This window comes from Mycolicibacterium sp. XJ2546 (genome assembly GCF_053483195.1).
Genome location: NZ_JBEFRW010000017.1, coordinates 57,054 through 70,549 on the forward strand (window position 1 = coordinate 57,054; position 13,496 = coordinate 70,549).

Genomic DNA, 13,496 nt, shown 5'->3' on the forward strand with positions numbered 1-13,496 from the left:
TCGATGACCGACAAGTCGCGCCGTCGGCTGCGCCGGCGCCTGTCCGGGGGCGTACTGCTGCTGCTCGGACTTGCCGTCGCCGGTGGGCTCGCCGCAACGCTCACGCCACAGCCTCAGGTGGCCGTTGCCGATGAGTCGCAGTCGGCCCTGCTGCGCACCGGCAAGCAGTTGTTCGACACGTCTTGTGTCACCTGCCATGGCGTCAACCTTCAGGGGGTGCCCGACCGCGGGCCCAGCTTGATCGGCGTCGGCGAAGCGTCGGTGTACTTCCAGGTGTCGACTGGCCGGATGCCCGCGATGCGCGGCGAGGCCCAAGCCCCGCAGAAGCCGCCGATGTTCGACGAGGCACAGACCGACGCGCTCGGAGCGTACGTACAGGCCAACGGCGGCGGACCGGTTGTCCCGCGCGACGAGAACGGCGAGGTCGCCCAGGAGTCGCTGATCGGCGACAACGTGGCACGCGGCGGTGACCTGTTCCGCCTGAACTGCGCGTCCTGCCACAACTTCACCGGCAAGGGCGGCGCGCTGTCGTCGGGTAAGTACGCCCCCGATCTGGGTGGCGCGAACCCGGCGCAGATCTACACCGCGATGCTCTCTGGCCCGCAGAACATGCCCAAGTTCTCCGACCGCCAGCTGACGCCTGAGGAAAAGCGCGACATCGTCGCCTACGTGCGCGGATCGGCGGAAGAGCCCAGCTACGGCGGGTACGGGCTGGGCGGGTTCGGTCCGGCGCCGGAAGGCATGGCGGCCTGGATCATCGGCATGGTGGCCCTCATCGCTACGGCCCTCTGGATCGGAGCACGCACATGACCGACGCAGAAAACATGCCCAAGGGCACCGACGCCCCCGGCCACGCCGGGGAGCCCGGCCAGCCCACCGACGCCGAGCTGGCGTCGATGTCACGCGAGGAGCTGGTCGCTCTCGGCGGCAAGCTCGACGGCGTCGAGACCGTTCTCAAAGAGGACCGCTGGCCCGTCAAGGGCACCAAGGCCGAGAAGCGCTCCGAACGTCTGGTCGCGTATTGGCTTATGCTGGGCGGTCTTTCGGGTCTGGCACTGCTGCTGGTGTTCCTGTTCTGGCCGTGGGAGTGGCAGCCGACCGGCTCCGAAGGCGCGTTCATGTTCAGCCTCGCCACCCCGATGTACGGGCTGACGTTCGGTCTGTCCATCCTGGCCATCGGTGTCGGCGCGGTGCTGTACCAGAAAAAGTTCATCCCGCAGGAGATTTCGATCCAGGAGCGCCACGACGGCGCCTCCCCGGAGTTGCACCGCAAGACCGTGGTGGCCAACCTCACCGATGCGCTCGAGGGTTCGACGGTGAAGCGGCGCAAGCTGATCGGGATGTCCCTGGGTGTCGGGCTTGGCGCGTTCGGACTCGGCACGCTGGTGGCGTTCGCCGGCGGGTTGATCAAGAACCCGTGGAAACCGGTGGTGCAGACCGCCGACGGCAAGAAAGCGGTGCTGTGGACGTCGGGGTGGACGCCGCGCTACGACGGCGAGACGATCTATCTGGCGCGTGCGACCGGCACTCCCGGTGAGTCACCGTTCATCAAGATGCGTCCGGAGGACATCGACGCCGGCGGCATGGAGACCGTGTTCCCGTGGCGCGAATCCGACGGCGACGGCACCACCGTCGAGTCGGCACACCACCTCGCCGAGATCGCGATGGGCGTGCGCAACCCGGTGATGCTGATCAGGATCAAGCCGCAGGACATGCCCAAGGTCGTCAAGCGCAAGAACCAGGAGAGCTTCAACTTCGGCGACCTGTTCGCCTACACCAAGGTGTGCTCTCACTTGGGTTGTCCCTCTTCGCTTTACGAGCAGCAGACGTACCGCATCCTGTGCCCGTGTCACCAGTCGCAGTTCGATGCGCTGCACTTCGCGAAGCCCATATTCGGTCCGGCCGCGCGAGCGTTGGCGCAGCTGCCGATCACCATCGACCAGGACGGGTATCTGGTGGCTAACGGCGACTTCATCGAGCCCGTTGGTCCGGCCTTTTGGGAACGGAGGACAGAATGAGTCCGAGCTTGCCGAAACCTCCGAGCATGGCCGAATTGGCCGCCAGACAAGGCGACGACATCGATTCGCGCTACCACCCCTCGGCGGCGGTGCGGCGCCAACTGAACAAGGTGTTCCCCACCCACTGGTCGTTCCTGCTGGGCGAGATCGCGTTGTACAGCTTCATCGTGCTGATCATCACCGGCGTGTACCTGACGCTGTTCTTCGACCCGTCCATGGCCGAGGTCACCTACAACGGCGTTTACCAACCGCTGCGCGGCATCCAGATGTCGAAGGCCTACGAATCCACGCTCGATATCAGCTTCGAGGTGCGCGGCGGCCTGTTCGTGCGGCAGGTACACCACTGGGCCGCACTGCTGTTCGCCGCGGCGATCATGGTTCACCTGGCCCGGATCTTCTTCACCGGCGCGTTCCGGCGTCCACGTGAGGCCAACTGGGTGATCGGCTCGCTGCTGCTGATCCTGGCGATGTTCGAGGGCTACTTCGGCTACTCGCTGCCCGACGACCTGCTCTCCGGCATCGGCCTGCGCGCCGCGCTGTCGTCGATCACGCTGGGCATGCCGGTGATCGGCACCTGGCTGCACTGGGCGTTGTTCGGCGGCGACTTCCCTTGTGGCGGCGTGGGCTACATGTGTACCCAGGACGGCTTCTGGATTCCCCGCATGTATGCCCTGCACATCCTGGTGCTACCGGGCATCATGCTGGCGCTGATCGGGCTGCACCTGGCGCTGGTGTGGTTCCAAAAGCACACCCAGTTCCCCGGACCCGGCCGCACCGAGACGAATGTCGTTGGCGTGCGCGTGATGCCGGTGTTCGCGGTGAAGTCGGGTGCGTTCTTCGCGATGACCGTGGGCATCCTCGGTCTGATGGGCGGTCTACTGACCATCAACCCGGTGTGGAACCTAGGGCCATACAAACCGTCGATGGTGTCGGCGGGTAGCCAACCGGACTTCTACATGATGTGGACCGAGGGGTTGGCCCGTATCTGGCCGCCGTGGGAGTTCTATATCGGCAACTACACGATCCCGGCGTCGGTGTGGGTGGCGGTGATCATGGGGCTGGTATTCGTCCTGCTGATCATCTACCCGTTCATCGAGAAGAGGCTCACCGGCGACAACGCGCACCACAACCTGTTGCAGCGGCCACGTGACGTTCCGGTGCGTACCGCGCTCGGTGCGGCGGCGATCTCGCTGTATATGTTGTGGACGCTGTGCGCGATGAACGACATCATCGCGTTCAAGTTCCACATCTCGCTGAACGCGACGACGTGGATCGGCCGTATCGGCACGGTGGTGCTGCCGGCGATCGTCTACTACGTCACCTACCGGTGGGCCGTCGGCCTGCAGCGCAGCGACCGGGCGGTGCTCGAGCACGGCATCGAGACCGGCATCATCAAGCGGCTGCCGCACGGTGCCTACATCGAGTTGCACCAGCCGCTCGGCCCGGTCGACGAACACGGTCATCCGATTCCGTTGGAGTACCAGGGCACCGCGGTGCCCAAGCGGATGAACAAGCTCGGCTCGGCAGGCGAGCCCGGCAGCGGCAGCTTCCTGTTCGCGGACCCGATGTCCGAGCACGAGGCCCTGGCCGAGGCGGCACACGCCTCCGAACGCCGGGCGCTCACCGTGTTGCGCGAGCACCAGGAGGAGCTCGACGGGCACAACGGGCAGAACGGGCACCATTGATCAGCTAGCCCTGCCAAACACGAAGGTCCCCAACACACTCGCGGTGTGTTGGGGATTTTCGTATCAGGGCGCCGGTGCGCTGTGCATGCGGGCGCGTCAGCGCTCGGTGACGGTGTTCAGCTCGCGCAGGAAGTACCACGGGACTGCCGGCATCCCCGCGGTTACGAGGCCCGCCACGACGTATAACACCCACGCGGCCACGGTGTTGTCGACGGCCATCAGATAGGTCGCCACGCCGATAGCCACCATCGCCACGCCGATCGCACAGCCCATCACCGCCGCGTAGCGCAGCCACAGCCGGTCGACGGCCGCTTCCAGCGGGCTCGGGGCCGACGTGCGCTGCATCCGCGGCGCGGCGTAATCCGCGGTGGTGGCCGCACTGAGCGACTGGAGCTTCTCCGTCGGCGCCTCCGTACCGCGGTCGGGCGTCGTGGCCGCGCTGGCGGCGGGCGGCTCGGCGGCGGGTGGGGCGTCGCTCCGCGTCTCGCGGCGGGCGCGCAGCAGCAGCGGTACGGCGCCGGCGATCACCAAGGCCGACACCGCGATGATGGCGTATAGAACCCAGGGGGTACCGGAATCGCCGGTGGAGTCGGCTCCCCCGCGGCCCAGGTCGATCAGGGCCATGGTGGCGGCGACCGCGACGCCCAGCGCGATCAGCCAGATGGCTGCGCACGCCCCGAGCAGGATGCGGTCGATGGGATCGAGCTCGGCGGGGTCCAGCCCTGCGGTCAGGCCCGAGCGGCCCGCCGAATCGGTGTCATATGTCATCAGCAGCTCGTCTGTGCAGCGTTGTTGGTGTTGGAGGACAGCACGGTGCCGTCACTGGTGGTGATCGAACAATTGAGCCTACTGACCAGAAACAGACTCGACGCCTGCACCGAGCCGACCTCGGACTGCGAGATCGGCGTCACGGTCAGCGACCACGGGATGTAGACGTTGCGCTGGGTTCGGCTGCGCCCGGCGGCGTCGATGTAGGTGACCGTGATGATGTCGCCGGGGGCCTTGGTGCCCGTCACCGAATAGGTGACCTGCCGCGGGCCCGCCTGCGTGGTCGTCGGGGGCGGCGGCGGGGGCGGCTCACTGGTCGCCGGCGGCGGCGGTGGGGGCTCCTCGGGTGCGGGCGCCGGCGGTGGCGGCGGCTCCTGGGTGATCGTCACGGTTTCCGGCGGCGGTGGGGGCGGCGGCGGCTCCGTCGTCGGCGGTGGGGGCGGGGGCGGCGGCGGCGTGGTCGTGGTGATCTCGTCCTGCACCGGCGGCGTCGTGGTGGTCGACGGGGCCGGAGTGGCCAGGTTGCTGGTGTCGGTGCGGGTCACCAGCACGGACACCGAGGCGACCAGCGCGACGGCGGCGATGATGGCCGCCACGCCCACCACCCAGGGCCACCGCGGCGGCGGCGGCTGGTCAACCTGCTCGGTCTGCTCATAGCTGTCGTAGTCGTAGAGGGAGGCGTCGGCGGGTACGTAGGGGCCGCTGCTGAACTGCTCAGACTCTGGTGCGGAATACGCGCGCGCCGGCTCTTGACCTTCGAGATCCGAACCGTCGTTATCCGGGGGATTCGGCCCGCTCATGTACGCCTATCCTTCTCGACTACTCAACCGGCGCGGGGTTCTTCCGACCGTAAGCGGCTCGACCGTGCCTCGGTAACACTACCCAAAGCCATCACCCCGAGATGTCTGACGCCGCGGTTTACCGGCGAAGTGGTGGCCCGATTGTGACCTTCTCGGTCCGGTCGGCCAGCGCGGGTCAGTGCCGTTCGGGGCCGGTGTAGTACTCGAACACCAGGCCGCCCGCGGAGGCGATCACGAAGCAGACGCCGGCCACGATCAGCCACGGCAACCAGAGGGCCAGGCCGACGGCCGCGATCGACGCCGACAGCGCGATCATCACCGGCCACCAGCTGTGCGGGGCGTAGAAACCCAACTCCCCCGCGCCGTCGCTGATCTCGGCGTCCTCGTAGTCTTCGGGCCGGGTATCCAGACGTCGGGCCACGAACCGGAAGAAGGTGCCGATGATCAGGGTCAGGCCGCCGGTCAACACCAGCGCGGTGGTGCCCGCCCACTCCACGCCGCCCTGGGCGAACATGTGGGTCAGCACTCCGTACACCGCCGCGGCGATGAAGAAGAACGCGGTCAGTAACTCGAACAGCCTGGCTTCGATATGCATCTATGACCCCTACCTGGTGGCGTCGGTGATCGGCGGCGCCTGCTCGCCGCGGCGGGCCTCGAACGGGAACGTGGTGACCGCCGTCGGTGGCTGGTTGATCGCCCGCAGCGCCTCGGCGTTGGTGGCACCGTCGATGCGTTGCTGCATGTACGCCTTGAAGTCGTTGGGCTCCACGACCCGCAGTTCGAAGTTCATCATCGCGTGATAGGTGCCGCACATCTCCGCGCAGCGACCCACGAACGCGCCGGTCTCGTTGATCTCGCTGACCTGGAACGAGCGGTCGGAGTTGTTGGCCTCCGGGTCGGGCATCACGTCCCGCTTGAACAGGAACTCCGGAATCCAGAACGCGTGGATGACGTCGGCCGAGGCGATCTGAAACTCGATGCGCTTGCCGACGGGCACCACGAGAACCGGGATCTCGTAGGTGGTTCCGAGCGTCTCGACCTTGTTGTAGTTCAGGTAGGTGCGGTCCGCGGGGTGCTTGCCCGCGATGGTGCCGTACTCGCCGCCGTGCTCGCCCTCCAGGCCCGAGGGGCCCGAGGCCACCGCGGCCTGGCGCTCCGGATCGGCGCCGTCGTAGGTGAAGGTGCCGTCGGCGAAATCGATCTTCTGGTAGCCGAACTTCCAGTTCCACTGGAACGCGGTGACGTCGACCACGACCTCGGGGTTGGGCTCCTCGTGCAGCATCCGCTCCTGCACCACGACCGTGAAGTAGAACAACACCGAGATGATCAGGAACGGCACAACCGTCAGGATCAGCTCCAGCGGCATGTTGTAGCCGAACTGGCGCGGCAACTCGGTGTCGGTCTTCTTCTTGCGGTGAAATGCCGCGGACCAGAAGACCAGCCCCCACACGATCGCACCGACGACCAGCGACGCGATCACCGAACCGATCCACAACTCCCGGTTCAGGTGCGCCTCCGGGGTGATGCCGTTGGGCCAGCCCAGACCTAGAATTTCTGACCAGCTGCAGCCGCTGAGCAGCAACGCCGTGCCACCCAGGACGACCGACAGCGCCGCCACCCGGAACACGCGAGGTGTCACGCTGGAGCCTCCCTAAGAGATCGTGAGCCAGGCCGAATACTACGCAGCGTAGACCACGACCGGGTACCGGTCTCGAAGCACCTCGCTATTCGGCATACTGGCGCCGTGTGCGGACTGTTGGCCCTGGTGCGAGATCCGTCCGCCGATGCGTCATCTGGTCTGGTCGAAAGGGTTTCTTCGGCCACTCACCTGATGCGCCACCGCGGGCCCGATGAGCCGGGAACGTGGGTGGACGATTCGGCGCACCCGGTCAGCGTTTTCGGGTTCAACCGGCTGTCGATCATCGACATCGCACACAGCCATCAACCGCTGCGCTGGGGCCCGCCCGAGTCCCCTGACCGTTACGTGCTGGTGTTCAACGGCGAGATCTACAACTACCTGGAACTGCGTGCGAACCTACGCGCTGAATTCGGCGCGGAGTTCGCCACCGACGGCGACGGTGAAGCCATCGTCGCCGCCTACCACCATTGGGGCACCGACGCGCTGAACCGACTGCGGGGCATGTTCGCGTTCGCGCTGTGGGACACCGTGGATAACGAGTTGTTTTGCGCGCGAGATCCGTTCGGCATCAAACCGCTGTACATGGCGACCGGGCCGGGCGGCACCGCGTTCGGCAGCGAGAAGAAGTGCCTGCTGGAGTTGGCCGATGACCTCGGCATCGACCGGACGCTGGATCGGCGCGCGCTGCAGCACTACACCGTGTTGCAGTACGTGCCCGAGCCCGAGACGCTGCACAGCGGTGTGCGCAGGCTGGAGTCGGGCAGCTATGCGCGCGTAAGTCCCGGACAGCCGCCGCAGGTGACGCGTTACTTCACCCCGCAGTTCACCCCGGTGCCGGTCACCCCCGGCGAGGAACAAACCCGCTACGACGAGATCACCGCGGTGCTCGAGGACTCGGTCGCCAAGCACATGCGCGCCGACGTCACGGTCGGCGCATTCCTGTCCGGCGGTATCGATTCCACCGCGATCGCCGCGCTGGCGATGCGGCACAACCCGCGGCTGATCACGTTCACCACCGGGTTCGAGCGGGAGGGCTTCTCCGAGGTCGACGTGGCGGTCGCATCGGCGGAGGCGATCGGCGCCCGGCATGTGACCAAGGTGGTGACGCAGCCCGAGTTCGTCGCGGCGCTTCCCGAAATCGTCTGGTATCTCGACGAACCCGTCGCCGATCCGGCGCTGGTGCCGTTGTTCTTCATCGCGCGGGAGGCCCGCAAACACGTCAAGGTGGTGCTGTCCGGCGAAGGCGCCGACGAATTGTTCGGCGGTTACACGATCTACCGGGAACCGTTGTCCTTGAAGGCATTCGACTACCTGCCCCGGCCGGTGCGGCGCTCGCTCGGCAAGGCGTCACGACCCCTGCCCGAAGGGATGCGCGGCAAGAGCCTGCTGCACCGCGGCTCGCTCACGCTCGAGGAGCGCTACTACGGCAACGCTCGTAGCTTCTCCGACGAACAGCTTCGCGCGGTGCTGCCCGGCTTCCGCCAGGAGTGGACGCACACCGACGTCACCGCGCCGCTTTACGCCGCGACAGAAGGCGCCGACCCGGTGGCACGCATGCAGCACATCGACCTGTTCACCTGGCTGCGCGGCGACATCCTGGTCAAGGCCGACAAGATGACCATGGCCAACTCGCTGGAACTGCGGGTGCCGTTCCTGGATCCCGAGGTGTTCGCGGTGGCGTCGCGGCTGCCCGCCGAGCAGAAGATCACCCGGGCCACCACCAAGTACGCACTGCGGCGCGCCTTGGAACCGATCGTGCCCGCGCATGTGCTCAACCGGCCCAAGCTGGGTTTCCCGGTGCCGATCCGGCACTGGCTGCGCGCTGGCGAGCTGCTGGACTGGGCGCACGCGATGGTCGGCTCGTCACAGGCCGGTGAGCTCATCGACCTCACCGCCGTGCGCACCATGCTCGACGAACATCGCAGCGGGACAAGCGATCACAGCCGCCGGCTATGGACGGTGCTGATCTTTCTGCTGTGGCACGCGATCTTCGTCGAAGGCAGCGTCACCCCGCAGATCAGCGAGCCGACATATCCGGTGCAGCTCTAAACGAGCCCCTGGCTACGTGGCGAGGGCCTTGTTGATCTCCTGAGCCGCCTCGGCGCCGTAAGCGTCGCTGAGTCGCTGCACAGCCTCGTCACGGTTCCACGTCCATTCCTGGGGCCCGGGCGCCTCGAACACCAACACGGCGACCAGCGACGCCAACTGTGCCGAGCGCTCCAAGCTCAGCCCGGCGCTGCGGCCGGTGAGGAAGCCGGCCCGGAACGCGTCGCCGATGCCGGTCGGATCGGCCTGGCACTTCTCGGGGACGACGTCGACGTGGATGAACTGACCGTCGGAGCTGACCAGGTCGACGCCCTTGGGGCCCAGCGTGGTGACGCGCATGCCGATCTGGTTCATCACCTGCGCCTCGCTCCAGCCGCTCTTGGCCAGCAGCAGATCCCATTCGTAGTCGTTGGTGAACAGGTAGGTGGCGCCGTTGATCAGATTGCGGATCTCCTCACCGTCGAGCCGGGCCAGCTGCTGGGACGGGTCGGCAGCGAACGCCAACCCGAGTTTGCGGCACTCCTCGGTGTGCAGGAACATCGCGTCGGGGTCGTTGGCGCCGATGATGACCAGTTCCGGGGTGCCGACCCGCTTGACCACGTCGGCGAGGGAGATGTTGCGGGCCTCGGACATGGCCCCGGGGTAGAACGACGCGATCTGGGCCATGTCGTCGTCGGTGGTGCACACGAACCGCGCGGTGTAGGAGGACTGCGAGATCAGCACGCTGTCGCAGTCCACGCCCGCCTGCGCAAGCCAGGCGCGGTATTCGTCGAAGTCTTGGCCCGCCGCGCCGACAAGGGCGACGTCGCCGCCGAGCACACCGACCGCGTAGGCCATGTTGCCTGCGACGCCGCCGCGGTGAATCACCAGATCGTCGACGAGGAAGCTCAGCGACACCTTCTGCAGGTGATCGGCCAGCAGCTGCTCGGAGAACCGGCCAGGAAAGCGCATCAAATGGTCGGTCGCAATGGATCCGGTCACCGCAATGGTCACGTAGCGTCACCCTTCATTAGTTCACGGTTGTTGTCGTCGGACACCGTCAGACTTGCGCTAACCTGCCTACAAGTGTCCGCTCGGTCACTGTAGACGGCACATTCCTACGCACATCCCCGGGGAGAAAATTTATGGCTGGTCCGTATCCGCCCGAATACGGCGCTGGTCCGGCAACCCCGCAAATGTACCCACAACCGTATCCCGGAACCGGGGCGCAACCGTATCCGGACAACGCTCCCCCGGTGTATCCGGGCATGATGCCGCCGCCGGTGCAGTACGGAAAGAAGCGCCGGTGGCCGGTGATCGTCGGCGTGGTGCTGGCGGTGGTGGTGATCGGGGCCCTGGTGACCGCGCTCGTGTTGGCGGGCCGCGACGACAGCGCGTCGGCCACGGCTTCGGGGATGCTCACCGTAGCGTCGGCCAAGGAAGCCCTCCAGGAGTATCTGGACGCCCTGTCCGGCGGCGACGATGAGACCGTGGCCCGGCACACGCTGTGCGGGCTGTTCGACGCGGTCAAGGAGCGGCGGTCGGACCTGGCCCTGGCCGGTCTGTCCAGCGACGCGTTCCGCAAGCAGTACAGCCAGGCCCAGGTGGCGTCCATCGACAAGATCGTGCGGTCCTCACCGCATCAGGCGCAGGTGTTGTTCACGATGAGCGTCACTCCGGCCAGCAGCGGCCGGCGCGGTGAACCGCGCCCGACCGAGCAGCAGGCCGTCGCGCAGCTGCTGTCCTATGACAACGACGTGCTGGTGTGCTCGTATCTCCCGCGTACCGGGCAGTACTGAGCCGTCAGTTGAACGAGTCGCCGCAGGCGCACGAACCGCCGGCGTTGGGGTTGTCGATCGTGAAGCCCTGCTTCTCGATGGTGTCGACGAAGTCGATCACGGCACCCTGCACGTAGGGCGCGCTCATCCGGTCCACGGTCAGGTTGACGCCGCCGAACTCGGCGGTCAGGTCGCCGTCGAGGGACCGGTCGTCGAAGAAGAGGTTGTAGCGCAGCCCGGCGCAACCGCCCGGCTGAACGGCGATACGCAGCGCCAGGTCGTCGCGGCCCTCCTGATCGAGCAGCGCCTTGGCCTTGGCTGCTGCAGCATCGCTGAGGGTCACGCCGTGGGTGGCGGTTCCGGTGGCCGACTCTTCCTGAACTGTCATTTACGTCTCCTGTAATGCCTCAGCTGGTGGGGCGTACCCAAACAACGGTACCCCCTCTGTCCGCTATTCCCGAGTTAGTCCACCGCTCGTCGCAGCACCCCGGCGCCACGGAAGTAACCTGGCAGACGTGAACCTGCTGGGCCGCAAGAAACGCGACGACGAAACACCGGAATCAGATGTGTCCGAAGACACCGCCGACGGTCCGGACGCCGAAAACACCTCAGACAGCCCACCACGCACCACCCCGCCCAAGGGTCGCCCGACCCCCAAGCGCAACCAGTCCAGCCGCAAGCGCGGTCCGGTGGCGCCCGCCCCGATGACGGCCGCCGAGGCGCGGCGGCGCCGCAAGGAAATGCGCAGCAAGCTGACCCGCGAGGAGCGCAAGGCCGAGAAGCTCGAGCGCCGCGCCCATATGGCCGAACGCCGCGAGAAGATGATGGCCGGCGAGGACGCCTACCTGCTGCCGCGCGACAAGGGCCCGGTGCGCAAGTACGTGCGCGATGTGGTCGATGCCCGCCGCAACATCCTCGGCCTGTTCATGCCGTCCGCGTTGGCGCTGATCTTCGTCATGCTGTCGGTGCCCTCCGTGGAGGTGCAGCGCCTACTCTCCCCCGCAATGCTGTTGCTCGTGCTGGTCATGGTGATCGACGGGTTCGTCCTCGGCCGCAAGGTCAACCGGCTGGCCGACCAGAAGTTTCCGGACAACAACGAAACCGGATGGCGGTTGGGCTTCTACGCGGCCAGCCGCGCCTCCCAGCTGCGCCGGATGCGCGCACCCCGCCCGCAGGTCAACCGCGGCGACAAGGTCACCTGAGCGCGGTGCGCACGCTGGTGCTCGGCGGGATCCGGTCGGGCAAGTCCCAATGGGCCGAGTCGGCCGTCGCCGAGGCCGGACCGGTCTGCTATCTGGCCACCGGCCCTGCACCCGACGGGGATGCCGAATGGGCGGCCCGGGTGGCCGCCCACCGCAACCGCAGGCCGCGCTCGTGGTCGACGGTCGAGACCTCCGACGTCGCCGCGCAGCTGCGCTCCACCTCCAGCGCGACGCTGGTCGACGACGTCGGCTCCTGGCTGACGACGGCGATGGACCGCGCCGGCGCGTGGACCGGTGGCTCGGTGACCGCCGACGTCGACAACCTGCTCGATGCAGTCCGCGAGTTTGCGGCGCCGCTGGCGCTGGTCAGCCCGGAGGTCGGGTTGACCGTCGTGCCGCCGACCGAGGCGGGACGACGCTTCGCCGACGAGCTGGGCCTGCTCAATCAGCGGCTGGCCGCCGTGTGCGAGCGGGTGGTGCTGGTCGTCGCCGGTCAGCCCGTCACGGTCAAGGACACCGGCCGGTGACCGACTTTCCCGCCGTCCAACCGCCCGACGAGGAAGTCGCCGCGGCTGCGCGCGCCCGGCAGGACCGGTTGATCAAACCGTCCGGCTCGCTGGGCCGGCTCGAGGACCTGTCGGTGTGGGTGGCCGCCTGCCAGGATCAGTGCCCGCCGCAGCCGTTTCAACGGCCCCGGGTGGTGGTGTTCGCCGGCGACCACGGGGTGGCCGCGGCCGGTGTGTCGGCGTATCCGACCGAGGTCACCGCGCAGATGCTGGCCAACTTCGACGCCGGCGGAGCGGCGATTAACGTGCTGGCCGGGGTGGCCGGGGCGACGGTGCGGGTGACCGACATCGCGGTGGACGTGGCCGAGCCGCTGTCGCCGGCGATCGGCAAGTACAAGGTGCGCCGCGGCAGCGGCAACATCGCCGTCGAGGATGCGCTGAGCGGCGAGGAAGTCGCCGCCGCGCTGCAGGCCGGTCGGCAAATCGCCGACGAGGAAGTCGATTCGGGCGCGGACCTGCTGATCGCCGGTGACATGGGCATTGGGAACACCACGCCGGCGACGACATTGATTGCGGCGCTGACCGATTCGGAACCGGTCGCCGTCGTGGGCAGGGGCACCGGCGTCGACGACGCCGGCTGGGCGCGCAAGACCGCGGCGATCCGCGATGCGCTGTACCGGGCGCGCGCAGCTGCGGGCAATCCTGTTGCGCTGCTGCGGATTTGCGGCGGCGCCGAGGTGGCCGCGATGGCGGGGTTCTGCGCGCAGGCCGCGCTGCGCCGCACCCCGGTGCTGTTGGACGGCCTGGTGGGCAGCGCGGCCGCGCTGGCGGCCGAGCGGCTGGCCCCGGGCGCGCGGCAGTGGTGGCAGGCGGGTCACCGCTCCGCCGAACCGGCGCACGCGGTGGCGCTGCAGCGCCTGCAACTGGAGCCGATCGTCGACTTGGGGATGCGGCTGGGTGAGGGCACCGGCGCCGCGGTGGCGCTGCCGATCCTGCAGGCGGCGGTGGCGGCGCTGGCGTCGATGGCAACGTTCGACGAAGCCGGGATCAGCCGCGGCCCCGAGGAGCGGTAGCC

The 13,496-nt window shown here is 67.7% G+C and carries 14 protein-coding genes; 8 read left to right on the top strand and 6 right to left on the bottom strand.

Annotation, left to right across the window (positions count from 1 at the left end):
* Positions 1–3 precede the first annotated feature (3 nt).
* The 3 genes from qcrC to qcrB are packed head-to-tail and all read left to right on the top strand — an operon-like array spanning position 4 to position 3,703.
* A complete protein-coding gene (qcrC, locus tag ABQE44_RS21855) occupies positions 4–810 on the top strand; it encodes a cytochrome bc1 complex diheme cytochrome c subunit (protein WP_448394248.1) in 807 nt (268 codons plus the stop codon).
* On the top strand, positions 807–2,018 hold the full coding sequence (gene qcrA / locus ABQE44_RS21860) for a cytochrome bc1 complex Rieske iron-sulfur subunit (RefSeq protein WP_448394249.1): 1,212 nt from the start codon (positions 807–809) through the stop codon (positions 2,016–2,018). The genes qcrC and qcrA overlap by 4 nt, the downstream gene beginning before the upstream one ends.
* On the top strand, positions 2,015–3,703 hold the full coding sequence (qcrB, locus tag ABQE44_RS21865; RefSeq protein WP_448394250.1) for a cytochrome bc1 complex cytochrome b subunit: 1,689 nt from the start codon (positions 2,015–2,017) through the stop codon (positions 3,701–3,703). Before qcrA ends, qcrB begins: the two co-directional genes overlap by 4 nt.
* Positions 3,704–3,799: 96 nt before the next feature.
* On the opposite strand, the gene ABQE44_RS21870 is transcribed toward qcrB, so the two are convergent.
* The 4 genes from ABQE44_RS21870 to ctaC all read right to left on the bottom strand — a co-directional run bounded on the left by ABQE44_RS21870 (position 3,800) and on the right by ctaC (position 6,910).
* A complete protein-coding gene (locus ABQE44_RS21870) occupies positions 3,800–4,471 on the bottom strand; it encodes a DUF2561 family protein (protein WP_448394251.1) in 672 nt (223 codons plus the stop codon).
* Positions 4,471–5,271 (bottom strand): MmpS family transport accessory protein, encoded by an 801-nt coding sequence (locus ABQE44_RS21875; RefSeq protein WP_448431872.1) that lies wholly within the window; start codon positions 5,269–5,271, stop codon positions 4,471–4,473. Before ABQE44_RS21875 ends, ABQE44_RS21870 begins: the two co-directional genes overlap by 1 nt.
* Before the next feature lie 175 nt (positions 5,272–5,446).
* A complete protein-coding gene (locus ABQE44_RS21880; RefSeq protein ID WP_448394253.1) occupies positions 5,447–5,866 on the bottom strand; it encodes a cytochrome c oxidase subunit 4 in 420 nt (139 codons plus the stop codon).
* A gap of 9 nt (positions 5,867–5,875) precedes the next feature.
* Positions 5,876–6,910, bottom strand: coding sequence for an aa3-type cytochrome oxidase subunit II (ctaC, locus tag ABQE44_RS21885; RefSeq protein ID WP_448394254.1), 1,035 nt, complete (start codon positions 6,908–6,910; stop codon positions 5,876–5,878).
* Between the two features lie 105 nt (positions 6,911–7,015).
* On the opposite strand from ctaC, the gene asnB reads away from it, so the two are divergent.
* A complete protein-coding gene (gene asnB / locus ABQE44_RS21890; RefSeq protein WP_448431874.1) occupies positions 7,016–8,959 on the top strand; it encodes an asparagine synthase (glutamine-hydrolyzing) in 1,944 nt (647 codons plus the stop codon).
* Between the two features lie 12 nt (positions 8,960–8,971).
* Here the strand turns inward: asnB and ABQE44_RS21895 are convergent, their stop codons facing one another.
* Entirely contained in the window at positions 8,972–9,949 is a 978-nt protein-coding gene (locus tag ABQE44_RS21895; RefSeq protein WP_448431876.1) for a carbohydrate kinase family protein, read from the bottom strand.
* A gap of 131 nt (positions 9,950–10,080) precedes the next feature.
* Here ABQE44_RS21895 and ABQE44_RS21900 point away from each other — a divergent pair, with 131 nt between their 5' ends.
* Entirely contained in the window at positions 10,081–10,734 is a 654-nt protein-coding gene (locus ABQE44_RS21900; protein WP_448431878.1) for an Rv0361 family membrane protein, read from the top strand.
* A 4-nt stretch (positions 10,735–10,738) separates the two neighbouring features.
* Here the strand turns inward: ABQE44_RS21900 and ABQE44_RS21905 are convergent, their stop codons facing one another.
* On the bottom strand, positions 10,739–11,101 hold the full coding sequence (locus ABQE44_RS21905; RefSeq protein ID WP_448394258.1) for a HesB/IscA family protein: 363 nt from the start codon (positions 11,099–11,101) through the stop codon (positions 10,739–10,741).
* Positions 11,102–11,279: 178 nt separating this feature from the next.
* Here ABQE44_RS21905 and ABQE44_RS21910 point away from each other — a divergent pair, with 178 nt between their 5' ends.
* From ABQE44_RS21910 to cobT, 3 genes are read left to right on the top strand one after another with little or no spacing between them, the layout of a single operon-like run.
* Positions 11,280–11,915 carry a DUF3043 domain-containing protein gene (locus ABQE44_RS21910; RefSeq protein ID WP_448394320.1) on the top strand — a complete coding sequence of 212 codons (636 nt, stop codon included), beginning with the start codon at positions 11,280–11,282 and terminating at the stop codon, positions 11,913–11,915.
* A gap of 5 nt (positions 11,916–11,920) precedes the next feature.
* Positions 11,921–12,442 carry a bifunctional adenosylcobinamide kinase/adenosylcobinamide-phosphate guanylyltransferase gene (locus tag ABQE44_RS21915; protein ID WP_448394259.1) on the top strand — a complete coding sequence of 174 codons (522 nt, stop codon included), beginning with the start codon at positions 11,921–11,923 and terminating at the stop codon, positions 12,440–12,442.
* Entirely contained in the window at positions 12,439–13,494 is a 1,056-nt protein-coding gene (gene cobT, locus ABQE44_RS21920; protein WP_448431880.1) for a nicotinate-nucleotide--dimethylbenzimidazole phosphoribosyltransferase, read from the top strand. Before ABQE44_RS21915 ends, cobT begins: the two co-directional genes overlap by 4 nt.
* Positions 13,495–13,496: the final 2 nt, after the last annotated feature.

Excerpts from the sequence above, each read along its gene's own strand:
- qcrC (WP_448394248.1), top strand. The coding sequence starts at position 4 with ATGACCGACAAGTCGCGCCGTCGGCTGCGCCGGCGCCTGTCCGGGGGC.
- ABQE44_RS21905 (WP_448394258.1), bottom strand. The coding sequence starts at position 11,101 with ATGACAGTTCAGGAAGAGTCGGCCACCGGAACCGCCACCCACGGCGTG.
- ABQE44_RS21880 (WP_448394253.1), bottom strand. The coding sequence starts at position 5,866 with ATGCATATCGAAGCCAGGCTGTTCGAGTTACTGACCGCGTTCTTCTTC.
- qcrB (WP_448394250.1), top strand. The coding sequence starts at position 2,015 with ATGAGTCCGAGCTTGCCGAAACCTCCGAGCATGGCCGAATTGGCCGCC.
- ABQE44_RS21875 (WP_448431872.1), bottom strand. The coding sequence starts at position 5,271 with ATGAGCGGGCCGAATCCCCCGGATAACGACGGTTCGGATCTCGAAGGT.
- ABQE44_RS21900 (WP_448431878.1), top strand. The coding sequence starts at position 10,081 with ATGGCTGGTCCGTATCCGCCCGAATACGGCGCTGGTCCGGCAACCCCG.
- qcrA (WP_448394249.1), top strand. The coding sequence starts at position 807 with ATGACCGACGCAGAAAACATGCCCAAGGGCACCGACGCCCCCGGCCAC.
- ABQE44_RS21870 (WP_448394251.1), bottom strand. The coding sequence starts at position 4,471 with ATGACATATGACACCGATTCGGCGGGCCGCTCGGGCCTGACCGCAGGG.